The following is a 25287-nucleotide window of genomic DNA, read 5'->3' as shown; positions in this document are numbered from 1 at the left end:
AGTTCTGCTGATATTATAAAGCACGGCGGAAGCTTATGGCGCGTAAAATGTGACTGGTTTCAACATCATGTATATCATTCATATCTGCTAATGTACGTGCAATACGTAAAATACGATGAAAACTGCGTGCTGACAGCGACAATTTTTCCATCACACTGGCCAGGGTTTGTTTGGCTTCAGGGGTGATTCGGGCTATATCATCCAGTTCACGGTTGCTCAGTTGAGCATTGATTTTACCCTGACGCTGATACTGGCGCGAGCGTGCTGTTTTGACACGCTCACGAATACTGCTACTGTTTTCACCGTTTGCCTGCTGTAACAAATCACTGGCAGGTAAACTGGGCACTTCAATGATCAGGTCTATACGGTCAAGCAGCGGACCGGAAATTTTATCACGGTAACGGGTTATGGCTTCGGGTGTACAGCGGCATGGTTTAACTGGATGTCCGAGATAACCACAAGGGCAGGGGTTCATTGCTGCTATTAGCTGGAATTTAGCCGGATAAGTAGCCTGACGTGCTGCGCGTGAGATATGAATTTCTCCGCTTTCCAGTGGCTCTCGCAGAACTTCAAGAACTTTACGGTCGAATTCCGGCAGTTCGTCCAAAAATAAAATACCATGATGTGCCAGTGAAATTTCACCAGGTCGGGGATCGGAGCCACCACCTACCAGTGCAACAGCCGAAGTACTATGATGGGGCGAGCGAAATGGCCGGTTCAGGCGGTATTTTTGCTGTCCGTGAGGCAACAATGACTGTAATGACCAGACACTGACGAGTTCTTTGGCTGTAAGTGGCGGTAAGATACCGGGTAGACGTTGTGCCAGCATAGATTTACCGGTTCCAGGCGGTCCGGACATGAGGATGCTGTGACCGCCGGCTGCGGCGATCTCCAGTGCCAGTCTGGCTGTTTGTTGCCCGCGTACATCAGACATATCAGGATAGTTTGTTTCATCAGGCTGTTGTTGTATATGTTGTACATCAACAGGGGAAAGTGGTTGGTCCTGATTAAGATGAGCTGCTACTGCCAATAATGTATCAGCGCCATAAACATGCGCATCAGGTAACAGGGCAGTTTGAAAAGCATTATCTGAGGGCAGAATAAATGAACGCTGGTGCTGTCTGGCTGCTTCTGCCATGGCGATAGCCCCGCGGATAGGCCTGATCTGACCGGACAGGCCAAGTTCTCCGGCCAGTTCATACTGATGCAGATTGGTACCATCAATCTGACCGGATGCTGCCAGTATGCCGATAGCTATCGGTAAATCAAACCGGCCTGATTCTTTGGGTAAATCAGCAGGTGCCAGATTAACGGTAATTTTTTTAGCCGGAAAGTCAAAACCGGACTGAATAATAGCCGCTCTTACCCGATCTCTGCTTTCTTTAACTTCTGTATCCGGCAGACCAACAATACTGAATGCAGGTAAGCCGTTGGCCAGATGAGCTTCTACCTCTACAAGTGGTGCTGCCATGCCAGCCAGAGCACGACTATAAACAACTGCCCATGACATGGCGTAATTCCCTAGTTAGACAAATCAGTATGATTATCTGTCGGAGCAACCGGATCGGTGGTTTCATGGTTTTTATTATTTTGTGCTAACAATGCTTCCAGCGCGATCACTCTGCTTTCCAGTTCAGCCAGTTTTTCCCGGGTTTTTAGTAAAACCTGTTGCTGAATATCGAATTCTTCACGTGTAATCAAATCCATCCGGTTAAAAGCACTGCCAAGCATGGATTTAACATTTTTTTCCATATCTTTGATGGGACTGTTACTGATGGTATCGCCGAGTTTATCGCTGATGTCTTCAAAAAATTTTTTGCTGATCATGACCTGAATCCTTTTAATGGCAAGGTAATCAATGTCTGTGATTGTACGGGTGAAACAGTCTGAGATGCAATGCTTATATGCTGTGCTGTTTACGGTGCAGTGAACACAATATTGTAATGCTTGCCGTCAACAGTTAAATCACCAAGAAAGTCATTACGTTCGTCAACACATACGGGCAATACGGCACGGTAAGCTGTCCATACCCCCTGTCCCTGCGGTTTGAAGTCGGTACGATTAAAACCCAGACTCATATTGCGCATGGTGAAATGTATGCTGATTCGTTTTACAGAAGCAGGTACTTTACGCATGCTGATATCAAAAGGTTTAGTGATATCTGCTGGAGGCGTAAATTGAATGACAGCTCCTCCGGGTAATATGCAGCCGGTACGGACATTACAGTTACTGAGGGTGCTCAAAGCATCGGTACGGGTGTTATGCCAGAAAACTATGCCAATAATAAGCGTAACAGCTATGATAAAAATAAGTAGTCCGATGATAACAGCAGTTGATTTTTTTGCGGGCTGATTCATGAGATTGGCTGACCAATATAAATTAAGAAAAATTATCCGGTAATTGCAGTACAGGTGGTCGTGAATACACAGAGGTGGTAATACTTATTATTGTTGTTCCAGTATGATGCCATGAACACCCAGTGTCATCCAGTCTGGCTGTGCAATGAGCTGAGCGTTTGTTTGCTGTAAAACCATAACGGGTACAGAGGAAGGCTGATTATGCAGCAGATGAAGCAGCAGATGAATATCTTCATGCTGGCCTACCGGCCAGATTATCGCCGCAGCTGTTTGTGCCTGTAGCCACTCTTCACTGTTATGACATATAGCCCAGATAGCGCTGACAGGATGCAGATTCGCCAGTTGCTGTAGCTGATTTGCTAGTGTGTAAATAATTGATCCTGCTGCTATTCCTGAATGGTAAGGGTATATTTTTAAGGCAGGTTCCTGCTTTGACGCGGTATAAAAACCTGTATTTAAATTTCCGCTCATATGAGCAGGGATGGCTAATGCGGCCAGAATAGGTGCATTAGCAGGTAATATGGGGGTAACAGTAAGACAACCTGGCTGCTGCCAGCTCCAGCTTTGCTGTTCTCGTGCAGTTAGTTGTCCCTGCCACTGATCGGCAGCAATGCGATAAAATTGCAAATATACGTGGGCATGTTCGTAACGATGAGTTTTGCTTATCCATGGTGTAGCTGAATTAACGGTTATGCCTAGTTCTTCGGCAAATTCCCGCTGCAATGCCGCCAGTGGACTTTCCCCTGATTCTACTTTACCGCCGGCAAATTCCCAGTACCCCGCATATGCTTTACCTGCCGGACGTGAACTAAGCAGAAATTCACCGCGCTGGTTATAAAGGACACCGGCAACTACTTCGATGAGATTATCCTGCGTCATTTAGCATACTCTGCTACAGCAAAAGCCACTATGTAGTCGTCTTCATCTGTGAGACTCAGATGGATACGGCCAATGTTTTTTTGTTTGAGCCATTGTGCTAATGGCTTTTCAACAATAAATTCAGGCCGGCCGAGTTCATTATGACCGATTCCGATATTGCGTAAGGTCACTGGACTGCGCAGACCGGTATGGACGGCTTTGGCAAAAGCTTCTTTAGCGGCAAAGCGTTTGGCCAGAAACTGTACAGGATGATTGGCTGAAGGCCACTCTAGTGCTTCAATCCGTGACAGCATTTTTGCTGCTACGGCATTGGCACCATAGGTTTTACACATTTTGGCAATACGCTCAATTTTAACTAAATCTGTACCTATGCCGTAAATCATGTTGTTCCTTTTGCTGGTAAAAGGTTAGGTTAATAAGGAAGGCTGCGTGCACGGAAAATAGTGGTCTTCATTTGTTCAATGGCTTGTGGTAAGCCGATGAAAATAGCCTGAGCAATCAGGGCATGACCAATATTCAGTTCGTTTATAGCCAGAATTTTAGCAATAGGGGTGACATTGTGAATATTCAGACCATGGCCGGCATTAACAATTATGCCCATTTCACTGGCCTGATGAGCTGCTTCTTCGATTCGTGCCAGCTGCTGCCGGCGCTGATGCATTTCAGGTGCATCAGCATAAGCACCGGTATGCAGCTCAATAACTGGTGCACCGACTTCCTGACAGGCCTGTATCTGCCGGCTATCAGCATCAATAAACAGTGATACGCGTATCCCCGCAGCTGTCAGTTTCTGGACATATTCTGCTACTTTATCCTGTTGTGACAGAACATCCAGTCCGCCTTCTGTGGTAATTTCCTGTCTTTTTTCCGGTACGATACATACGTCGGCAGGCTGAACAGCCAGAGCGTTGTCAAGCATTTCCGGGGTAAGTGCCATTTCCAGATTAAGACGGGTGCTGATGGCATTTTTTACGGCAAATACATCTGCATCATGAATATGGCGGCGATCTTCACGTAAATGCATGGTAATCAGATCGGCACCATGTGTTTCGGCAAGCAGTGCTGCTTCCAGCGGGCTGGGATAGATACTGCCGCGAGCGTTACGTACTGTTGCTACATGATCTATGTTTACGCCAAGTAACATAAGTTTTTACCTAGTGCTGAGTTAAATGGATGTCACGATACTTTATCTTTTTCCGGCGGTAAAGATAACCGGTTTAACTTTATTTATCTGCAAATAAATCGTTGTCAAAAAGGTCTGGATTGTGTTCCGGTGTATCGGTTCGAAGATGGCAGACCAGATGCAAATCGGTTTTTACCTGACAGCAGCAGGGAAGTATCTCTCCCGGGGCGATAAAGGCCAGCGGCTGTTCTGCATAACTGACCTGCCCGGATAGCAGTTTGAGCCGGCATGAACCACAATAACCGCTGCGACACTGATATTCAACTTCATGTCCGGTACGTTCCAGACCTTCCAGCAGGGTTTCATCCTGCTGAAGAGTGAATGTTTTGTCGCAGGTGGTGATTAAGCTCATTTTAGCTGAAGCTGCTCCGGTAGGTTTTGTTGAAAACTGGGTTCAGACAGAAATTTTAAAGTTCAAAATCGCTTAAGTCGTCTTCATTAAGTTCGGCATCAATCTGACCAACCAGATATGAGCTGACTTCTACTTCCTGTGGTGCTACCTGAACATTGTCGGAAGACAACCATGCATTAATCCACGGAATGGGATTTTGTTTGGCATGTTCAAAAGCCGGCGGTAAGCCTACAGCCTGCATACGCAGGTTGGTGATATATTCGACATACTGACCAAGAATATCTTTGTTCAGACCAATCATGGATCCGTCTTTAAATAAATATTCTGCCCAGTCTTTTTCCTGTATGGCAGCACGACGGAAAAGCCGGAAACATTCTTCTTCCGTTTCAGCCGCTATCTGAGCCATTTCCGGATCATCTGCACCGGTACGCATCAGGTTAAGCATTTGCTGGGTGCCAGTGAGGTGTAAAGCTTCATCACGGGCAATCAGTTTGATGATTTTGGCATTGCCTTCCATCAGTTCGCGCTCAGCAAAAGCAAAGGAGCAGGCAAATGAAACATAAAAGCGGATTGCTTCCAGTACATTGACACACATCAGGCACAGATACAGCTTTTTCTTCAGTTCATGTAAATTGATTACAACGGTTTTACCGTTAATCTCATGTTCACCTACGCCCAGTAAGTTGTAGTACTGGGTATATTCGATTAAATCATCGTAGTAACAGGCAATTTCTTCAGCACGGGCAATAATGTGTTTGTTTTGTACAATATCATCAAATACAACCGAAGGATCATTCACGATATTGCGGATAATGTGAGTGTAACTGCGTGAATGAATGGTTTCAGAAAAAGACCATGTTTCAATCCATGTTTCCAGCTCAGGAATAGATACCAGAGGAAGTAAGGCAACATTAGGACTGCGCCCCTGAATGGAATCAAGCAGGGTCTGATATTTCAGATTACTGATAAAAATATGCTTTTCATGCTCTGGTAAATTGGCATAATCGATGCGATCACGCGATACATCGACTTCTTCAGGGCGCCAGAAGAATGAAAGCTGTTTTTCAATCAGTTTTTCGAATATATCAAATTTCTGCTGGTCATAACGGGCTACATTAACCGGCTGTCCGAAGAACATCGGCTCTGTCAGGGCATTATTCGGTTTTTGACAGAATGTACTGTAATTCATAGACAGATGTTCACAGGCCATGGCGATACTCTTTATTTAATTAATGTAGAAAAAGGAGATAAGGGTGCTGATGCACCCTTGTTTAATCAGATTTTGCAAGCACCGCTGGCGCAGCCGTCATCCTGAATACTGGTTTGCATATCATCGGCACCATCACGGGTATTCTGGTAATACAAAGTTTTCAGACCAAATTTATAGGCTGTCAGCAAATCTTTGATTAATTGCTTCATCGGGACTTTTTGTCCTTCAAAACGCTGCGGATCGTAATTGGTATTGGCTGATATCGACTGGTCGATAAATTTCTGCATAATACCGACTAAATGCAGATAACCTTCATTATTCGGCATATCCCAGAGCAATTCATACTGGTTGTGCAGACGTTCGAATTCCGGTACTACCTGTTTAAGAATACCATCTTTGGACGCCTTCACCGATACCAGCCCGCGCGGTGGTTCAATACCGTTTGTAGCATTGGCAATCTGACTGGATGTTTCTGATGGCATGAGTGCCGTCAGGGTGGAATTGCGCAGGCCGTGTTTAACTATATCGGTACGCAATGACTCCCAGTCCAGATGCAGAGGTTCCTGACAGATTTTATCCAGGTCTTTTTTGTATGTATCAATCGGTAATAAACCCTGAGCATAAGTAGTATCGCTGAATTTAGGGCATGCTCCCAGTTCCTGTGCCAGTTTGACAGAAGCTTTCAGCAGATAATATTGAATGGCTTCAAAAGTCCGGTGCGTAAGGTTTATGGCAGAACCATCACTGTATTTAACGCCATTTTTGGCCAGATAGTATGCAAAGTTAATGACACCGATACCTAATGTCCGCCGGTTCATGGTAGCCAGTTCAGCTGCTTTGATAGGGTAGTTCTGATAATCCAGCAAAGCATCCAGAGCACGGGTAGCCAGTTCGGCCAATTCTTCGAGTTCTTCCAGATTGTCCAGTGCACCCAGATTAAATGCTGAAAGGGTACAGAGAGCTATTTCTCCCTCAGGGTCTTTAATGTCATTCAACGGACGAGTAGGTAAAGCAATTTCCAGACACAGATTTGACTGACGAACCGGAGCCAGCTTCGGGTCAAACGGGCTGTGGGTATTACAATGGTCGACATTCTGAATGTAAATACGTCCGGTACCGGCACGTTCCTGCATTAATAATGAAAATAAATCCACGGCCGGAATACTGCGGTGGTTGATGCTGTTGTCTTTTTCGTATAAAACATAAAGACGTTCGAATTCGTCCTGATCAGCAAAAAATGCATCATATAACCCCGGGACATCTGAAGGTGAAAACAGACTGATATTTTCACCCTTAATCAGGCGGGTATACAGCAGGCGATTAATTTGTACACCGTAGTCAAGATGCCGTACACGGTTTTCTTCAACTCCACGGTTGTTTTTCAATACCAGCAAATTTTCTACTTCCAGATGCCACAAAGGATAGAACAGGGTAGCAGCACCACCGCGGACACCGCCTTGTGAGCAGGATTTCACAGCTGCCTGAAACATCTTATAAAATGGAATACAGCCTGTATGCTGTGCCTCTCCGCCACGGATTTCGCTGCCCAGTGCACGGATCCGGCCAGCATTAATACCAATGCCTGCGCGCTGAGATACATACTTCACAATTGCACTGGTAGTTGCATTGATGCTATCAAGACTATCATCACATTCAATCAGTACGCATGAAGAAAACTGACGGGTCGGGGTGCGAACACCTGACATAATTGGTGTTGGCAGGGAAATTTTAAAAGTACTGATGGCATGATAGAATTTTTTTACATAAGTCAGTCTTGTAGCCTGAGGGTAACGGGCGAACAGGCACATTGCTACCAGCATGTATAAAAACTGCGGACTTTCAAAAATTTGTTTGGTAACACGGTTCTGAACCAGATATTTGCCTTCCAGCTGTTTAACTGCAGCATATGAGAAAGTTAAATCACGGTTATGTTCTATGCAGTCATTCAGTTCATCAAATTCAGCGCGAGAATAATCTTCTAAAATATGTTTATCGTACTTACCTGATTCTGTCAGCTTACTCACATGATCATACAGGTGAGGTGGCTCAAACTGGCCGAAAGCAATTTTACGCAGATGAAAGATAGCTAAGCGGGCTGCCAGATACTGATAATCCGGTGTTTCTGTGGAAATCAAGTCGGCTGCTGCTTTAATAATGGTTTCGTGAATATCGTCAGTACGAATACCATTATAAAATTGAATGTGTGAGCGCATTTCGACCTGAGATACGGATACATTATCCAGGCCTTCTGCAGCCCAGGTAACGACCTGATGAATTTTATCCAGATTGATGTCTTCCAAACTACCATTACGTTTGGTTACTTTAAGGTTGGCAACCGCATTCATGAGTTATTCTTTCTAGCACAATTGACGCAGAAAAAAACAGTGCCAACACAAAATGTAGTGGTCAACTGTTATTTCAAACACAATATACTGGTTTTTTGCTTTAAAAAAAAGACTTGTCAAAACTGACTATATCCGCTTCTTCATAATGGTTGGGTTAAGTGAAGTAATGATTTTTGTTGATTGACAAGCAGTTTGCTTTGATTTGTCTCAATTTGAATAAAATTGTAAAAAAAATTATTAATTTTTTTGTTTTATTAGTTTTTTTATATCAGGGGATAAGTTTATGCTGTATATATCTACATTTACAGGAAAAAAGAAAAACTGCCTAAAATATAAGCTCAGCACAGCTTCGTTTAATTTCAGGCAGCAATGACAACGATTAGTATCTAGTGTTGCAATAGTGACTCATCTAGTTTTAAGTCATTGTTGTAATTGATACTAATCTGACTTTCAAGAACTGTTCGGGCAATGGACTTGGCTTCTTCGAGTGAATGCATGGTATAGCTGCCACACTGATAGCGGTTAAGTTCAGGTATGCGGCTCTGATCAGTTACCGCAAGCACATCCTGCATAGATTCCGCCCAGGCTTTGGCCACAGTTGCTTCATCAGGTGTTCCGATCAGACTCATATAAAAACCGGTGCGGCAGCCCATTGGTGAGATATCAATAATTTCTACTTGATCACTGTTAAGATGGTCGCGCATGAATCCGGCAAACAAATGCTCAAGAGTATGCATGCCTTTTTCAGGCAGTATAGTCTGATTCGGTTTGCAGAAGCGTAAATCAAATACAGTAATGTCATCTCCTTTGGGTGTGGTCATATTCTTAGCCACACGTACCGCCGGAGCATGCATACGGGTATGGTCTACAGTAAAACTGTCGAGTAATGGCATGATGATTCCCTCGCAATTATCAGTTTAAAATTTTTCGTGCATTGGCAAACAGACGGTACCAGCCGGACATTTCCAGCCAGTCACGCGGAGCCCAGCTCATTTGCGCTGTCTGGAATACCCGTTCAGGATGCGGCATCATAATGGTGACGCGGCCGTCCGTACTGCTGACACCGGCAATACCGGCCGGAGAGCCATTCGGATTGAGCGGATATATATCCGTTACCTGATTCTGACCATCAATATACTGGAGTGCAACAGAAAGATCTGCCGGTATGGCGTCATTGGTCAGATGAGCAAAATCTGCTCGTCCTTCACCATGACTCACTACTACCGGTAAACTACTTCCGACCATATCAGCCAGAATTAATGATGAGGAAGCCGGAATAGTGACCATACTCAGGCGAGCTTCAAACTGTTCGGAAATATTGCGCCGAAAGCGTGGCCAGTTATCTGTACCTGGGATGATTTCAGCCAGATTACTGAGCATCTGACAGCCGTTACACACGCCTAGTGTCAGTGTATCCTGTCTGTTAAAGAATTCTGCAAACTGTTGTCGCAGCTGTTCATTAAACAGAATACTTTTTGCCCATCCTTCTCCGGCGCCCAGTACATCACCATAGCTGAATCCGCCACAGGCAGCCAGCAGTTGAAAATCACTTAATTTAACCCGTCCGCTTAGTAAATCACTCATGTGAACATCGTAAGTTTCGAAACTAGCGCGGGTAAATGCAGCTGCCATTTCTAATTGTCCGTTGACGCCCTGTTCACGAAGAATGGCAACTTTAGGCTGCTGATGCCGATGAATATAAGGTAAAGCAATATCTTCTGCCGGGTTAAAGCTCAGGCTGGCAAATAATTCTGACAGCTGTTCCTGCTCCAGTAAGGCAAATTCACTGTCTGCACAACAAGGATTATCGCGTAAGCGTTGCATTTGATAGCTGGTTTCACTCCAGCTCTTTTGCAATTCAACCCGGTTTTCATTAAGTAAAACTGTATTACCATGCTGAACCATTAACCGGTCAGTTGTATTGATGTGACCAAGTACATGTAAAGTTTCAGCTATGCCGGCAGAGGCAAAAGCATTCTGAATGCCGGCAAGGTCATCATTGTGTACCTGAATAACCGCACCAAGCTCTTCTGTAAACAGACTGCGTACAGCGGCATCTTGCAGCTTCTGATTCTGGCTGTGCTTATTGGTTTGCCGGATGAGAGATGCAATATCAATAGTCACCCCGATATGGGCAGCAAACATCATTTCAGCCAGTGTTACTACCAATCCGCCATCACTGCGGTCATGATAGGCCAGAATTTTATGTTCCTGAATCAATGACTGAATAAGTGTGAAAAATTTAGAAATGATTTCGGGATTGCTGATATCCGGAGCTAAACCGCAGAGATTTTTCCATACCTGCTGCAAAGCACTTCCACCCATTCGGCTGTATCCTTGACCGAGGTCAATGGCCAGCAGGGTAGTATCTGCAATATTCTGTAACTCTGGTGTCACTGTGTTGAGCACATTCTGAACCGGTGCAAAGGCTGTGATGACAGCAGATAAGGGTGAAACTACCCTTTTTTCTTCACCGGCATCATGCCAGCGTGTTTGCATTGATAATGAATCTTTGCCTACAGGTATACTGATTTGCAGTTTCTGGCACAGTTCGGATACGGCTTTGACAGTCTCATACAGACGGGCATCTTCTCCGGTAAAACCACAGGCAGCCATCCAGTTGGCAGAAAGTTTAATTTTGCCCATTTCTCCGATGTCTGTGGCAGCAATATTGGTTAATGCTTCACCAACTGCCATACGCCCTGAGGCTGCACCGGAAAATAAGGCTACAGGTGATTTTTCACCCATACTCATGGCTTCGCCACGTAAGGTATTAAAGCCCATTTTGGTTACGGCAACGTCTGCAACCGGTGTCTGATATCTTCCAATCATCTGATCGCGATGCGTGAGGCCGCCAACACTGCGGTCGCCAATAGTAATCAGAAATTGTTTGCTGGCTACAGCAGGCAGACCTAATACTCTGTACAGACTTTCACGAATATCCAGTTTACTTCCGTCAAAAGGAGGAATCTCTTCAATAACGGCAGAATCTGTACGGGTCACTTTAGGTGGTTTGCCCAGTAACACGTCCAGAGGAATATCTACCGGGTTGTTATTGAATAATTCATCACGTAATTGTAGCTGGCCATCATCAGTAGCTGTGCCGACAACAGCAAACGGACAACGTTCACGCTGGCATATGGACTGAAATATTTCCAGATTTTCAGGCTGTACTGCCAAAACATAGCGTTCCTGAGCTTCATTACACCAAATCTGCAACGGATTAAGGCCGTGCTCTTCAAGTGGTATGCGGCGTAACTGAAAGATTGCCCCGCGGCCGGCATCGTTGACCAGCTCCGGAAAAGCGTTAGATAAACCACCTGCACCAACATCATGGATGGATATAATCGGATTTTCTGAGCCAAGTTGCCAGCAGCGGTCAATAACTTCCTGTGCGCGCCGCTCAATTTCAGGATTACCACGCTGCACTGAGTCAAAATCCAGATCAGCATGATTTGCTCCGGTACTCATACTGGAGGCTGCTCCGCCGCCCAGCCCGATCAGTAAGCCCGGTCCGCCCAGCTGAATAAGTAATGCACCTGCAGGAATATTGTCTTTGAAAACCTGCTGAGCCTGTATATTACCTAGTCCGCCTGCAATCATAATAGGTTTATGAAAGCCGCGCATAGTACCACTGAATAATTCTTCAAAGGTACGGAAATAGCCGAGCAAATTAGGACGACCAAATTCATTATTAAAGGCCGCGCTACCGATCGGGCCATCCAGCATGATATCCAGCGCACTGCTGATATGTGCTGGCTTACCGTACTGATTACGTGTAGTTGTATATTGTTCCCATGGCTGAGTAAATTCGGGAATACAAAGATTAGAAACACTGAAACCACTTAAACCCGCTTTAGGACGTGCGCCTTTTCCTGTAGCGCCTTCATCACGGATTTCCCCACCAGAGCCGGTTGCAGCGCCGGCAAAAGGTGCGATAGCGGTAGGGTGGTTATGGGTTTCCACCTTCATCAGAATATGTGTTTCTTCAGTGCTGAATTGATATTTCTGCTGTTGATTTGCCTGTGGGTAAAAGCGTTCTATACTGGCACCGGCAATGATTGATGAATTGTCTTTGTAAGCGACCAGTGTACCTTCAGGATACGCCTGATGCGTAGCCCGAATCATGCCAAATAGGGATTCAGGTTTGGCTTCATCATCAACAATAAATTTGGCATTAAATATTTTGTGTCGACAATGTTCTGAGTTTGCCTGAGCAAACATCATCAGTTCTACATCGGTAGGATTACGTTGCAGTTGCTGATAATTTTCAACCAGATAATCTATTTCATCTGCGGATAATGCCAGCCCCATTTGCTGGTTAGCTGCTTGCAGAGCTGTTTTGCCATTTGCCAGTATGTCAATACTGGTAAAACTTTTTGCCGCAGTTGTGTGAAACAGTTGTGCAGCGTCCGCTACAGCAGTTAGTACACTTTCTGTCATGCGGTCGTGTAGTATGGTTTGCCAGCTATCCTGTTCCTGCTGACTAAGCTCGCGCGAAAATGAATACAGGATGCCGCGCTCAATGCGCTCAATTACGTTTAGTCCGCAATTGTGTGCAATATCGGTTGCTTTGGATGCCCACGGTGAAATAGTGCCCAGACGGGGTGTAACCAATAATTGCGTGCCTGTCAGAGTATTGCTGTTCTGATGGGTAGCACGTAAAAGTTGAAGCAGTTTTTGCTGTTGACCAGAATCAAGTTCGGTGGCTGAAGCCACAAAATAGCGATATTCGCTGTTTATCTGAATATTACAATCCAGTTGTAATCTGGCTGCCTGCTGTAACAATTTTTCGATACGAAACGGGGATAGTGCGGCCTCGCCGCACAGTGACAGAACAACTGACATGATGAGAGTAGCTCACTTTAGTAGTGGGTTTTGGCTGAAACGCAATTTTACGCGAAAAATAAGTGCTTTGCTTAAATTTATGTTATTAAATCATGGTAGTTTGAGTTTCAGATAAGGATATGGTAGTTTTTAGCACTGTGGATACAGTAAAAAGGAACATGGCGGCATGAAAAAAATTGAAGCAATTGTTAAACCGTTTAAGCTGGATGATGTACGTGAAGCTTTGTCTGATGTGGGTTTCAGCGGAATGACTGTATCTGAGGTCAAAGGTTTTGGTCGGCAGAAAGGACATACAGAAATTTATCGCGGCGCTGAATACGCAGTAGATTTTTTACCAAAGGTAAAAATTGAACTGGTATTACCGGATGACAGAGTAGAACAGGCGATTGAGGTAATTATTGCCGCTGCTCATTCCGGCAAAATCGGAGATGGTAAAATTTTTGTATTACCGGTAGAAAGCGCTATTCGTATTCGAACCGGAGAGCGGGACGATACAGCAATTTAAAAAATAGTTAGAATAAATAGAAAACCGTCTGAGAATAGCAGTGATAATATGACTCAAGTATGTTAATACATTGCTTTCGTACGGTTTTCTTATCTTGAAGATATTAGCTTGGCTTTTTACCAAATTGCCACAGAGTGAACATAATAGTCGCAGCAATAAAAAATTTAAGTAAATCAAAACCGGCAAATGGCAGATAGCCTAATTGCAATGCATGATAAATACTGGTATGCAAATAAAAAGCCAGATAAAAAACACCAAAGACAAATATAATCTGATGAGCAAGTGCAAAGGCGCATAATCCGCTGAAAAAATGTCGGTCATAGCCTCTTTCAGCAGCCCAGCCGGCGATATACGCACTGAATATGAAACCGTACAGATAACCGGCAGAGGCTGATACCAATACATTTATTCCGCCATGCCCACCCGCAAAAAAGGGCAGACCGCAGGCGCCGAGCAGCAAATATTCAAGTATGGCTAATACAGCGAGCTTTCGCCCTAAAAATGCACCGAGCAGTAAAACTGCCAGTGATTGCAGCGATAAAGGGACGGGGTGCAGAGGAATGCTTATATTGGCTGATATAGCCATTAATAATGCTGCTAATGTAGTTGCAAGTAATTGGTGCGACCACTGGGTTAACCTATAGTGCTGCAAAAGATAAGGCTGATAGGTTTGCGATAAAATTGAGGTCATGGATTGGTTATATTTAGTTGAATATCAGGGAGAAAAAAGAGGTTCGCAATTAATAAAATAGCGGCCGAAGCCGCTTGAATATAGTATTACAATACGTAACGAGCCAGATCCTCACGTTCAGCTATATCCTGTAAACGTGCATCAACGTAAGCTGCATCAATGGTTATATCGCCGGCTGGCGCATCAAAGGAAACTTCTTCAAGTAATTTTTCCATAACCGTATGCAATCGGCGTGCACCAATATTTTCAGTTTTTTCATTAACCTGAAAAGCGATTTCAGCAATACGGGCAATGCCGTCATCAGTAAATTGCAGATTGACATCATCAGTAGCCAGTAAAGCGGAGTACTGTTCAGTCAAATTAGCATGGGTCGTTGTCAGAATGGCTTTAAAGTCGTCTACACTCAGATTATCCAGTTCAACACGAATCGGAAAGCGCCCCTGTAATTCAGGGATTAGATCACTAGGTCGATTAAGATGAAATGCGCCAGATGCAATAAATAAAACATGATCAGTTTTAATCATGCCATACTTTGTTTGTACAGTTGTCCCTTCAACCAGCGGCAGTAAATCACGCTGCACACCCTGACGTGAAACATCTCCGCCATGGCGACTGCTGTCAGTAGCAATTTTATCGATTTCATCCAAAAATACGATGCCATTTTGTTCAACTGACTTAATTGCCTGTTCACGTAATTCTTCTTCGCTTACCAGTTTAGCTGCTTCTTCATCCAGCAGTAATTTCATGGCAGCGCTTACTTTCATTTTCTGAGCTTTGGTTTTACCCTGTCCCATGCTGCTGAACATATCTTGCAACTGATTCGTGAAGTCTTCCATTCCCGGAGGACCCATAACAGACATGGTCGGAGAAGGATTAGCGGCAACCTCAATCTCGATTTCCTTATCGTCAAGCTCGCCTTTACGCAGCATCTGACGGAATTTCTGCCGGGTGTGATTTTCCGGTTGAGCTTCCTGTGGCTCACCGGCAAAACCGACGCTGCGCGGTGGAGGCAGGAGAGCATCCAGAATACGGTTTTCTGCGGCGTCCTGAGCACGGTCGCGGTTTTTAGCGATTGTCTGGTTGCGAATGTTTTTTAGTGCAATTTCAATCAAATCGCGAATAATACTGTCAACATCACGGCCTACATAGCCTACTTCAGTAAATTTGGTGGCTTCTACCTTAATAAAAGGTGCGTTGGCCAGACGGGCAAGTCTGCGGGCTATTTCAGTTTTACCTACACCAGTAGGCCCGATCATCAGAATATTTTTCGGAACGATTTCGCTTTGTAAGGGTTCGGCAACGCGACTGCGGCGATACCGGTTTCTCAGCGCTACTGCTACTGCACGTTTGGCCTGAGTTTGCCCGATAATATGATTATCTAATTCATGAACGATTTCGCTCGGGGTCATTACAGATGTACTCATCTTGTTCCAATCTTGAGATATGACCGTTTTAAAATACAAATTAAACGGCCAATAAATTTACAAGGTTTCAATAGTATGGCTCTGATTTGTGTAAATGCAGATGTCACCGGCAATCTCGAGGGATTTTTTAACTACCTCAGCCGGTTCAAGCTCGGTATTTTCCATTAATGCACGTGCTGCCGACTGGGCAAAAGCACCACCGGAACCAATAGCTGCAATGCTTTGTTCCGGTTCGAGCACATCACCATTTCCGGTAATTACCAGTGTGTTTTTTTTATCTGCCACAATTAACATTGCTTCCAGACGGCGTAATGCGCGATCGGTACGCCATTCTTTAGCCAGCTCAATTGCAGCCAGCATTAGTTTACCCTGATGTTTTTGCAATTTACTTTCAAATAGTTCTATCAGGGTAAATGCATCGGCGGTACCACCGGCAAACCCGGCCAGCACCTGATTGTTATACAGTTTGCGCACTTTGCGTGCAGTCCCTTTAATAATGGTATTACCCAGTGTCACTTGACCATCACCACCGATGGCGACGTTTTCACCGCGGCGAACGGAAATAATGGTTGTACCGTCGAATTGTTGCATGTCTCGTGATCCTTTGCTGACCAGCAGCCGGATAGCTGCCGGAGAAAATAACTGCATTTAAATAAGGGCAGTTAATACCGCTTTCAAGTTAAACTATTATTTATTTTGATTTATTAATAACTTAACTTCAATTTTAGCTGGTTAAGGATGTAAATCGGGCATGGAAGTTACTATTTTTACACATATACAAAAACGGCAACCTTTCGGTTGCCGTTTTGCCAAACACAATCAATTATTTTTTATTTTTATATACTTTTTTGGTGGTTACAGTTTTGGTAGTTTTAACAGTTTTGGTGTTAGCCGGAGCTGCTACTGCTACTGTATTATCTACTACGCAGTTTTGGGTAACGATTTGCGGATCAATTTTTTCCACACCGTTAACAACACGTTTAACTGGCTGTAACAAACCAAGAGCACTTACTTTATCAACAGTATCACTGGTAGCAATAGCTGTTCTCCAGGTAATGCCTTCAGGAGAAACGAAAGTATTGTAATTAACATCACGTGGATCACGCATCATTACTGGAGAAAGCTGGTCCTGATATTTTACCTGAGCAGCCACGACGTTCTGGCCTTGCAATCCATACATTGCACTCAAACGGGTTTTAGCTGCACCGGTACCACAGAGATAAAATACTTCTTTACTACCGTCGATATTTGTAGTGTTTCTGTCAGGTACTGCAGATACTGCAGTACCTGCAGGTGCAGGCGTTTGTACAGCAGGTGCATTATGATGATTTTTAGAAGCGCAGCCAGTTAAAACAAGCATTAACAATACAGCAGGAACAAAAACTTTTTTCATGATAACTCCTTAAATGTTTGTGAATAAAATTTTAAATAACATAAACCATCATACTTGGCTTAGGTAAAGATGCAATAGATCTATCTTAGTCTTTTTTTAGCTAATGTAGGGTGGGATTAAAAAAACTAATTAAATGTTATTGTTATTATGTTAATAATAACGCAATTAAAAACGCTGTACAACACAATGTTTTAAGAGGGATATTTATTTTCTGAGCCCAATATTTAAAGATTATGGCCATTAAATTGACTATAATTAATTTTCAATATTTAACTTTATTTCACTTGGTATCTGTACCACGCTCCTGTTATTAAAATTGAAAGCAGTCAGGCTGCCACCCCAAAGAGCACCGGTATCCACGCACACAACATTATCAGCCTGATATAAACCTAATGCTGACCAGTGACCGAATAGAATAGTTTTATCAGTATTTTGCCGGTTTGGTGCTTTAAACCAGGGTAAATAATGAGCCGGTAAATTAGTGAGCATCCCTTTATAATCAAAATCCATTGCTCCATCATCAGTCAGTGCACGCATCCGGGTAAAGCTGTTAGTGATAAAACGCAATCTCTCATCGCCACTGAGATTATTGTTCCAGCGAATAGGTTTATTGCCATACATTTGGGAAAAAAATTGTTCCGGAGTATTTTGCAATACGGTTTCCACTTCCTGAGCCAGTAGCTGTGCCTGATCGCATGTCCATTCCGGCCAGATCCCTGCATGTACCATGACATAATTGTCCTGCTGGCGATATAAAGGCTGTCGGAGTAACCAGTCAATTAATTGTTTTCTGTCAGGCGCATTCAGAATGTCACTAATTGTATCTGCACGTTTGAGTTTGCCATAACCATAATGCAGTGCAAGTAAATGTAAGTCATGATTTCCCAGAATAGTCTGCATACAGCCATCATGCTGTTTTACCAGACGCAATGTGGCCAGTGATTGCGGACCCCGGTTTACCAGATCTCCGGTAAGCCATAAGGTATCAGTACCGGGATTAAAACTCAGTTTATCCAGCAGTTTTTTAAACTCTGTCAGACATCCCTGTAAATCACCAATCACATACTGTGCCATATTTATCTCCTGAGAAATCGGGATAAAGCTAATCAAACTGGTTTGTGCCGATTAGTCTGTTTACTTGTCTAGTACCAGAATGGCTTCAGCTTCAACCAGAGCACCTTTAGGTAAAGCAGAAACTTCAACAGCAGCACGAGCTGGATAAGGAGTTGTAAAGTATTGCGCCATAATCTCATTAAACGTAGCAAAATTACTCAAATCAGTCAGATAGGCATTTACTTTTACCAAGTCATTCAGACTGCCTCCGGCAGCTTCTGCAACCGCCCGAAGATTTTTAAACACCTGATGTGTCTGTTCAGCAAAACCGCCATCAACGATTTGCATTGTTTCAGCTACTAACGGAATCTGACCGGAAAGATATACTGTATTGCCAGCACGCACTGCTTGTGAATAAGCACCGATAGCGGCCGGTGCTTTCTCAGTATGAATAATATTTTTTCCCATGTTTTTACTCCTTGGTATGAAAAGGGGTTATCAGTCTTTCAAAAATAAAGCCAGTAAATCGTTCAGAAAAGTACGTCCGAGTGCAGTCGGACGTAAGTTTAACGGATCTGCGTCCATTAAACCTCGCTCTACGGCCTGAGTAATCGCACATTGAATAGAGGTAACAGGCAAGCCGGTACGCTCTCTAAACCATGTAGTAGGAACTCCATCAGTTAATCTCAGAGCATTCAGCATAAATTCAAAAGGTAAATCCTGTGCAGAAATTTGCCGGCGGACAATAGCACACTGAGGTTGCTGCTGCATCGCTTGCAGATAATCTTTCGGATGCCTGCACCGAGTAGTGCGCTCAATTGCCTGAGCACTGGATATCTTACCATGAGCGCCAGCTCCGATACCGATATAATCGCCAAATTGCCAGTAGTTCAGATTATGCCGACATTGTTGCTGAGGGTGGGCAAAGGCAGACGTTTCATAATGATGAAAACCTGCCTGTGACAGTGATGTATGTACAGCTTCTTCTATATCAGCAATATGGTCATCATCTGGTAGCTTCGGAGGAGGTGAATGGGCAAAAGGTGTATTGGGCTCTAGTGTAAGCTGATAAGCGCTAATGTGCCTTACGCCAGTTGCAATTGCTGTATTAATATCTTCCTTTGCCTGTTCGACAGTTTGTCCTGGTAAGGCATACATCAAATCAATATTGAGTATAGGAAACAGGATTAAGGCTGATTCAATGGCATTTAGTGCTTCTTTGCGGTTATGAATTCTTCCCAGTGCAGCCAGTTTGTCATTGGCAAAACTTTGTACTCCGATGGAAAGCCGGTTTATACCAGCTGCTGCATAGTCTGCAAAACGATCGCGTTCAAATGTGCCCGGATTGGCTTCAAGGGTAATTTCTGCTGTGGGTATCAGATTAACCCGTGCACGAATGCCGCTTAAGAGCTTTTCAAATGCAGATGCGGAAAACAGACTGGGGGTCCCTCCGCCGATAAAAATTGTGTGAACAGACCTACCCCAGAAATAAGGTAGTTCAGTTTCCAGATCAGTTAATAAAGCAGCAATATACTTCTGCTCATCCAGTTCCTGCTTAAGCTGATGCGAATTGAAGTCGCAATACGGACATTTGCGAACGCACCATGGAATATGAATATACAGAGATAGTGGCGGTAAACTGGTCAAAGCTGGCGTAACAGAATGCGGTATTTGCAGAGAAACGGGAAACTCAGACATGAGTATTCAGGCCATACTGCTGACGCAGTTTATCCATTAAAATATTTAATGCCTGAGCACGATGACTTATCCGGTTTTTTTCTTCCTGACTCATTTGTGCTGCAGTCAGTTTATGGTCTGGAACATAAAAATGCGGATCGTATCCAAAACCATTGCTTCCTGCAGCAGAGGATTGCCACAACCCCGGCCAATTGGCTTCAGCAATTAATGGCTGCGGATCATCAGGATGACGCACCAGAACCAGTACACATACATAAAACACACTTTTGTCATCGCAATTGCGTAATTCATCATCCAGCTTGGCGTTATTGGCAGTATCTGATTTCGGTTCTGTACCTGCATAACGTGCTGAATGGACACCAGGTTTGCCATGCAGTGCATTGGCACAAATACCAGAATCATCGGCTAATGCCGGTAAGCCACTATAACGGCTGGCATGACGTGCTTTAGCGAGTGCATTTTCAATAAAGGTGACATAAGGTTCCGGGCACTCAGAAATATTAAATTCAGACTGCGGAACAACTTCGATATTTAAAGATTTAAACAGGCGGCTGAATTCAGCCAGCTTGCCCTGATTATTACTGGCAAGAACAATTTTATTCATGGTTTGCATCATTTGAGGATAATACTTGATTAATTTGCTGGTATGCACGTTCACGCAAAGTAAACGCCAGCGCAGCAAATTGCCCCAGTACACTAATGAAAGCGAGTAAACAGCAGATTATCGCAATAGTGTGCTGTTGATGTACCCAATAATAACAGCCCAGCACAACCCAGCCAATAAACATAAATGTACATGAAGCCAGAATGAGTAATAAAAGTTTGAGTTTCGTCATTCGTGGGATACTTTAAAAATTAACCAATTGAATAGAGAAGGTTGATTAATTAAATTAGTAAGAGTATATCTAAATTATTATCTATAATTTAAATAAAATAAATCGGTCTTAGCAATAAAAGATTCACTACATTTAAAAATAATCAATAATACACAATTCTCATCTTCTAATTTTAGCAAATTCCCCCATTGAATTACGGAAAATAGTATTTTTAAATGAAGTCATAAAGCAAAATATATTTAGAATAGGTAATATCATTGAATGTATAGGTAGCGCTTAAGAAACAATGTAATCTTATTAGGATTCAGTTGCATGTTTCTTGCATTTGATCTTGTAAATAATCAATAACATTTTTGTAATTAAAACTATCAGTATAACTAATAATGGTTATCAATTATTAAATACTAAAATTTATTTAAAGTTTAATAATGGTTTTACGGTGTTAATTTTTAGTTAATTTAAGTTTTGACAAAATCTAATTATTTTAATGGTGAATGGAGTTAGTACTATCAATCCAAGAATAGCAATAACAAAGCAGCAGATACTGTACCTTAATGGAAAACGTATATCTGCAAAAAAAATCGTTCCGAGAACAAGTGCTGCAATTTCTGTCATTGAAAGAAAACAATAAATAATAAGTAATTTTTTCATGTTTATCGTGTCAGAATCATTATTTTATATCTTAAGTGCCATTAATACTTATTGATACTTTCCTTTATAATCATGCAAATCTAAGTCTGTTGTTGACTAGTTTAACTAAGATTAAAGATAATTGCCTAACTAAATCAAAAAAAGCCTGCAATAAGCAGGCTTTTTTTGATTAGCGCAATTGCTGGTCCAGTTGCTGAAGCCATTTTTTTGCATCTTTTCCAGTATAAGATGAGCCATCTTCGTTCGCCAGACTGACACGTGTGCCTCCGTCTTTCAATGGTACGGCCAATACAAATAGACGAGGCTGCTGTTTTGGCTGCTGTTGCTGCTCAGCTTTTTTACTGCGTCCGAACATACGCCCGAATAATCCCGGCTTTTTATTGGTAACAGAAGAGGCTTCAGCTGCAGCTACTTCAACCAGATAAGCATATTGACTCTGGTTTTCACCAATTACATTCAGACCAATACGATCCAGAGCCAGCGCAACACGTCGCCAGTTACGTTCCTGCGGGCCGAGCAGATAAATACTGTTGCCATCAATTTTAGCTAAATTATTTTCATTCGGATCCTGTTTTTGAGCAGCTAATTGTTGCTGTACCTGTTTGGCGTCTGCACCAAGATATTGCATAAAGCGTGCAAGAAAAGCTGCTTCCAGCTCAGGCTCATTAGGTCTTGGCTGCCAAGCAGTGCTGTCACCATCTTTGCTGGTATAGACTTCTTTCATACCTTTCTGGCTGAAGAATACATCTGTACCGCCTTTGCTGTTACGTTCCAGACGAATAGTGAACATATCCCGCTCGCCGCTGGAGTAAACACCACCCAGACCTACTTTTTCAAATATACCGCGAATCACATCAGATGGCAGTTTGGCACGGTTTTCCGCCCAGTTGGTTTGCATCAGACCAATAGATGGTTCTTCACGCTCGATGGTAAAGCCCTGTTCCTGCCAGAAAGCTCTGAGCAACGGCCATAATTCAGCAGCCTGTTTATTGTCGATAGTCAGCCAGCGAATACTGCCATCACGCTGAAAATGAATATTCGGTACCTGAGTCAGTACCTGTGCATTCGCGTTATTCTGAGTTTTGCCCGCTTTTTTGTTCATGTCACTGGCGCGTACAGCCCCATTAATCAGTGAACCACCGGGAGCACTGAAACGATTTCCCTGATTCGGATCAGTCAGATCCGGAGGTACATCCAGCCGAACAATTTTTTTATTGTCAGACTGATAATCCAGTTTAGGAAGATTTTCTTTTTTGCTGGCACAAGCGGCAAGACTGGCTGACAGCAATGTTAATGCAACGGTTTTACTTATATTCATATAGGCCACTTTCTGTGTGCATTATTATGGCAATGTTGGCTGTGTTAAATTAATTCGGCTTCCTGCATGGCGGCCAGTACCGTAGCCTGTCCGGCAGCAGTAAGTTCTGTAATGGGCAGGCGGCAAAACGGACTGATTTTACCCAGTTTAGACAGCGCCCATTTGGTTGGTGCAGGGCTTGGTTCACAGAAAAGATCACCATGCAGACGCTGTAATTTATCATTTAAAGCGCGTGCACCTGTAATATCTCCGCGCAAAGCTGCATGACACATATCTGCAAACAATTTCGGAGCAACATTAGCAGTAACGCTGATTACACCATGCCCGCCGCACAGTAAAAATGCCAGAGCAGTAGGATCATCACCGGAATAAACTGCAAAATTTTCAGGTACGTGCTTAAACAAATAACATGCGCGGCCAATGTTGCCAGTGGCTTCTTTTATACCAACAATATTGTCAATTTCTGCCAGACGTAAAGCAGTGTCCGGTTGCATATCGGCAACAGTGCGACCCGGGACATTATACAAAATCATGGGGATACTGGTTGCTTCGGCAATAGTTTTAAAGTGGCGGTAGATACCTTCCTGATTCGGTTTGTTGTAGTAGGGTACTACAGACAAAGTCATATCAGCACCAGCCTGCTGAGCCTCCTGAGCCAGATAAATTGCTTCGTGAGTATTGTTGGCGCCAGTACCAGCAATCACTTTCACGCGTCCGGATACATGTTCTACAGCAGTTTTGATGACATTCAAATGCTCATCTACGCTGAGTGTGGCTGATTCACCGGTTGTTCCCACGGCGACAATGGCATCGGTTCCGGACTCGATATGCCAGTCAATAAGCTGTTTGTATTGTTCATAATCAATACTGCCATCTTCATGCATAGGCGTTACGATGGCAACCAGGCTGCCTGTCAACATAATTCTACCCTTTACAGGTGAGCTAAAAATGTGATGATTGTAGCGTATTTTTTGCTTACATGGAAAACTGCCGGTATTCAAACCACTTTTGATAAAAGTAGTTTGCTTGTGTTAAAGATTCTATTCCTCAATAGTTTGCTCTGGATTAAACAGTGCCGTATCGCTTAAAATACGCTGCTTTATATACATTTCACACATGCATAAAGCAAATAAGGAAGGATGACATGGCCGATAATTCCTCTGTTCGTAAGCAGAATGAACACTCTGATCTGGTCTATGGTCTGGAGGAAAAACCTCCTGTTTTAAATGGTTTGCTTAGTGCATTAACCCATTTACTCGCTCTTTTTGTCCCTATGGTGGCACCGGCTCTTGTGGTGGGCGGTGCGCTGAAACTGCCGGCTGACATGACTGCTTATCTGGTCTCAATGTCTATGGTGGCTTCAGGTGTAGGTACTTATATTCAGGTACACCGCTTTGGTGTTATTGGTTCGGGGCTGTTATCAATTCAATCAGTTAATTTTTCATTTGTCACTGTTATGATTGCGCTGGGGCTGGGCATGAAAGAAAGCGGGATGAATGAAAATACTATGATTTCAACTTTACTGGGCGTCTCATTCGTGGGCGCCTTTTTAGTAATCGGGGCATCATGGCTGTTACCTTTTCTGAAAAAAATCATCACACCTACTGTAAGCGGAGTTGTGGTATTGATGATAGGACTGAGCCTTATTCATGTCGGTATTACTGACTTTGGCGGTGGTCTTACTGCAAAAGCAAATCATACTTTTGGTTCATGGTCTAATCTTGCTCTGTCCACATTTGTACTGTTTACTGTATTGTTATTTAACTGTTTTAAAAATGCATGGTGGCGTATGGCCGGCATTGCGGTAGGTTTGATATCAGGTTATGTAATTGCTATTTTTATGGGAATTGTAGATTTTTCCAATCTGCACGATTTACCCTTAATTACAATACCGATTCCATTTAAATACGGCTTTGCTTTTGACTGGCATGCTTTTATGGTGGCCGGTACCATTTATCTTTTAAGTGTATTTGAAGCAGTAGGTGATTTAACTGCTACCGCCATGATTTCTAATCAGCCGGTAGATGGTCCGTCGTACACAAACCGTTTACGCGGCGGAGTAATGGCTGATGGTCTGGTATCCGTAATTGCTACAGCACTGGGTTCATTGCCGTTAACCACTTTTGCTCAGAATAATGGCGTAATTCAGATGACGGGAGTTGCTTCCCGGTATGTCGGTAAATATATTGCTGCTATTCTGATTATACTTGGCTTATTTCCATGGGTTGGTGCTATTTTTACCACTATTCCCAGTCCGGTTTTAGGTGGGGCAATGGTGGTTATGTTCGGTTTGATTGTCACCGCCGGTATCAGAATTATTATTACTGCTGGTATCCGACGCCGTGAAGCAGTTATCTGTGCTACATCACTGGGGCTTGGTCTGGGTGTGGCTTTTGAACCGGAAGTGTTTGCTCAGTTACCAATATTGTTTCAAAATCCGATTTGTATGGGCGGAATTGTAGCGATTATTCTAAATATAGTGTTGCCACATGATAAAAGTGAACCTGCTGTTTATTTAAGTGACGATATTCCACATTAATTAAT

At 43.4% G+C, this 25287-nt stretch carries 24 protein-coding genes; 2 read left to right on the top strand and 22 right to left on the bottom strand.

Annotation, left to right across the window (positions count from 1 at the left end):
• Positions 1 to 13 precede the first annotated feature (13 nt).
• From H3T84_RS04625 to purL, 11 genes are all read right to left on the bottom strand, one after another.
• Positions 14 to 1510 (bottom strand): YifB family Mg chelatase-like AAA ATPase, encoded by a 1497-nt coding sequence (locus tag H3T84_RS04625; protein ID WP_084564932.1) that lies wholly within the window; start codon positions 1508 to 1510, stop codon positions 14 to 16.
• 11 nt (positions 1511 to 1521) lie between these two features.
• Positions 1522 to 1827, bottom strand: coding sequence for an accessory factor UbiK family protein (locus H3T84_RS04620; protein ID WP_084564930.1), 306 nt, complete (start codon positions 1825 to 1827; stop codon positions 1522 to 1524).
• Positions 1828 to 1916: 89 nt separating this feature from the next.
• Complete coding sequence (locus H3T84_RS04615) at positions 1917 to 2357, bottom strand: hypothetical protein (protein WP_198218346.1); 441 nt, start codon at positions 2355 to 2357, stop codon at positions 1917 to 1919.
• Positions 2358 to 2444: 87 nt separating this feature from the next.
• Positions 2445 to 3236 carry an NUDIX domain-containing protein gene (locus H3T84_RS04610; protein ID WP_198218344.1) on the bottom strand — a complete coding sequence of 264 codons (792 nt, stop codon included), beginning with the start codon at positions 3234 to 3236 and terminating at the stop codon, positions 2445 to 2447.
• Entirely contained in the window at positions 3233 to 3619 is a 387-nt protein-coding gene (gene acpS / locus H3T84_RS04605; RefSeq protein WP_025330433.1) for a holo-ACP synthase, read from the bottom strand. Before acpS ends, H3T84_RS04610 begins: the two co-directional genes overlap by 4 nt.
• A 29-nt stretch (positions 3620 to 3648) precedes the next feature.
• The gene (gene pdxJ, locus H3T84_RS04600; RefSeq protein WP_084563445.1) at positions 3649 to 4380 is read right to left on the bottom strand and encodes a pyridoxine 5'-phosphate synthase; all 732 of its coding nucleotides are present in this window, start codon (positions 4378 to 4380) and stop codon (positions 3649 to 3651) included.
• Between the two features lie 79 nt (positions 4381 to 4459).
• Positions 4460 to 4771 carry a class I ribonucleotide reductase maintenance protein YfaE gene (gene yfaE, locus H3T84_RS04595; RefSeq protein WP_025330435.1) on the bottom strand — a complete coding sequence of 104 codons (312 nt, stop codon included), beginning with the start codon at positions 4769 to 4771 and terminating at the stop codon, positions 4460 to 4462.
• A 55-nt stretch (positions 4772 to 4826) separates the two neighbouring features.
• A complete protein-coding gene (gene nrdB, locus H3T84_RS04590; protein ID WP_144235867.1) occupies positions 4827 to 5960 on the bottom strand; it encodes a class Ia ribonucleoside-diphosphate reductase subunit beta in 1134 nt (377 codons plus the stop codon).
• Between the two features lie 86 nt (positions 5961 to 6046).
• Positions 6047 to 8326 carry a class 1a ribonucleoside-diphosphate reductase subunit alpha gene (gene nrdA, locus H3T84_RS04585; RefSeq protein ID WP_198218342.1) on the bottom strand — a complete coding sequence of 760 codons (2280 nt, stop codon included), beginning with the start codon at positions 8324 to 8326 and terminating at the stop codon, positions 6047 to 6049.
• A gap of 386 nt (positions 8327 to 8712) precedes the next feature.
• Positions 8713 to 9219, bottom strand: coding sequence for an S-ribosylhomocysteine lyase (gene luxS / locus H3T84_RS04580; RefSeq protein WP_174833152.1), 507 nt, complete (start codon positions 9217 to 9219; stop codon positions 8713 to 8715).
• 19 nt (positions 9220 to 9238) lie between these two features.
• Positions 9239 to 13174 carry a phosphoribosylformylglycinamidine synthase gene (gene purL, locus H3T84_RS04575; protein WP_198218339.1) on the bottom strand — a complete coding sequence of 1312 codons (3936 nt, stop codon included), beginning with the start codon at positions 13172 to 13174 and terminating at the stop codon, positions 9239 to 9241.
• A 166-nt stretch (positions 13175 to 13340) separates the two neighbouring features.
• Between purL and H3T84_RS04570 the strand changes: the two genes are divergently transcribed.
• The gene (locus tag H3T84_RS04570) at positions 13341 to 13679 is read left to right on the top strand and encodes a P-II family nitrogen regulator (protein WP_078475291.1); all 339 of its coding nucleotides are present in this window, start codon (positions 13341 to 13343) and stop codon (positions 13677 to 13679) included.
• Between the two features lie 103 nt (positions 13680 to 13782).
• Here the strand turns inward: H3T84_RS04570 and H3T84_RS04565 are convergent, their stop codons facing one another.
• From H3T84_RS04565 to dapA, 11 genes are all read right to left on the bottom strand, one after another.
• The gene (locus H3T84_RS04565) at positions 13783 to 14370 is read right to left on the bottom strand and encodes a biotin transporter BioY (RefSeq protein WP_198218335.1); all 588 of its coding nucleotides are present in this window, start codon (positions 14368 to 14370) and stop codon (positions 13783 to 13785) included.
• Between the two features lie 86 nt (positions 14371 to 14456).
• Positions 14457 to 15794, bottom strand: a complete 1338-nt coding sequence (gene hslU / locus H3T84_RS04560) for an ATP-dependent protease ATPase subunit HslU (RefSeq protein WP_025330442.1) — start codon at positions 15792 to 15794, stop codon at positions 14457 to 14459.
• A 57-nt stretch (positions 15795 to 15851) separates the two neighbouring features.
• Positions 15852 to 16385 (bottom strand): ATP-dependent protease subunit HslV, encoded by a 534-nt coding sequence (gene hslV / locus H3T84_RS04555; protein WP_025330443.1) that lies wholly within the window; start codon positions 16383 to 16385, stop codon positions 15852 to 15854.
• A gap of 232 nt (positions 16386 to 16617) precedes the next feature.
• Positions 16618 to 17187, bottom strand: a complete 570-nt coding sequence (locus H3T84_RS04550) for a hypothetical protein (protein ID WP_174833156.1) — start codon at positions 17185 to 17187, stop codon at positions 16618 to 16620.
• A 255-nt stretch (positions 17188 to 17442) separates the two neighbouring features.
• Positions 17443 to 18261 carry a symmetrical bis(5'-nucleosyl)-tetraphosphatase gene (locus H3T84_RS04545; RefSeq protein WP_198218334.1) on the bottom strand — a complete coding sequence of 273 codons (819 nt, stop codon included), beginning with the start codon at positions 18259 to 18261 and terminating at the stop codon, positions 17443 to 17445.
• Between the two features lie 60 nt (positions 18262 to 18321).
• Positions 18322 to 18708 carry a RidA family protein gene (locus tag H3T84_RS04540; RefSeq protein WP_100125324.1) on the bottom strand — a complete coding sequence of 129 codons (387 nt, stop codon included), beginning with the start codon at positions 18706 to 18708 and terminating at the stop codon, positions 18322 to 18324.
• A gap of 30 nt (positions 18709 to 18738) precedes the next feature.
• Positions 18739 to 19938, bottom strand: a complete 1200-nt coding sequence (gene hemW / locus H3T84_RS04535; protein WP_198218329.1) for a radical SAM family heme chaperone HemW — start codon at positions 19936 to 19938, stop codon at positions 18739 to 18741.
• Positions 19931 to 20542, bottom strand: a complete 612-nt coding sequence (gene rdgB, locus H3T84_RS04530) for an RdgB/HAM1 family non-canonical purine NTP pyrophosphatase (RefSeq protein ID WP_198218327.1) — start codon at positions 20540 to 20542, stop codon at positions 19931 to 19933. The genes hemW and rdgB overlap by 8 nt, the downstream gene beginning before the upstream one ends.
• A complete protein-coding gene (locus H3T84_RS04525; protein WP_198218319.1) occupies positions 20535 to 20774 on the bottom strand; it encodes an NGO_0222 family membrane protein in 240 nt (79 codons plus the stop codon). Before H3T84_RS04525 ends, rdgB begins: the two co-directional genes overlap by 8 nt.
• An 820-nt stretch (positions 20775 to 21594) precedes the next feature.
• Positions 21595 to 22743 carry an outer membrane protein assembly factor BamC gene (gene bamC, locus H3T84_RS04520; RefSeq protein WP_198218317.1) on the bottom strand — a complete coding sequence of 383 codons (1149 nt, stop codon included), beginning with the start codon at positions 22741 to 22743 and terminating at the stop codon, positions 21595 to 21597.
• A 44-nt stretch (positions 22744 to 22787) separates the two neighbouring features.
• Positions 22788 to 23663, bottom strand: coding sequence for a 4-hydroxy-tetrahydrodipicolinate synthase (gene dapA, locus H3T84_RS04515; protein WP_174833162.1), 876 nt, complete (start codon positions 23661 to 23663; stop codon positions 22788 to 22790).
• Positions 23664 to 23887: 224 nt separating this feature from the next.
• On the opposite strand from dapA, the gene H3T84_RS04510 reads away from it, so the two are divergent.
• Positions 23888 to 25282, top strand: coding sequence for a nucleobase:cation symporter-2 family protein (locus H3T84_RS04510; RefSeq protein WP_037394020.1), 1395 nt, complete (start codon positions 23888 to 23890; stop codon positions 25280 to 25282).
• The last annotated feature ends 5 nt before the right edge of the window (positions 25283 to 25287 follow it).

It is taken from the genome of Snodgrassella sp. M0110 (genome assembly GCF_016101465.1).
In the GTDB taxonomy this organism is placed as follows: domain Bacteria; phylum Pseudomonadota; class Gammaproteobacteria; order Burkholderiales; family Neisseriaceae; genus Snodgrassella; species Snodgrassella alvi.
Note: the sequence above shows the minus strand (reverse complement) of the source record. Positions and strands in the feature narration are given on the sequence as shown.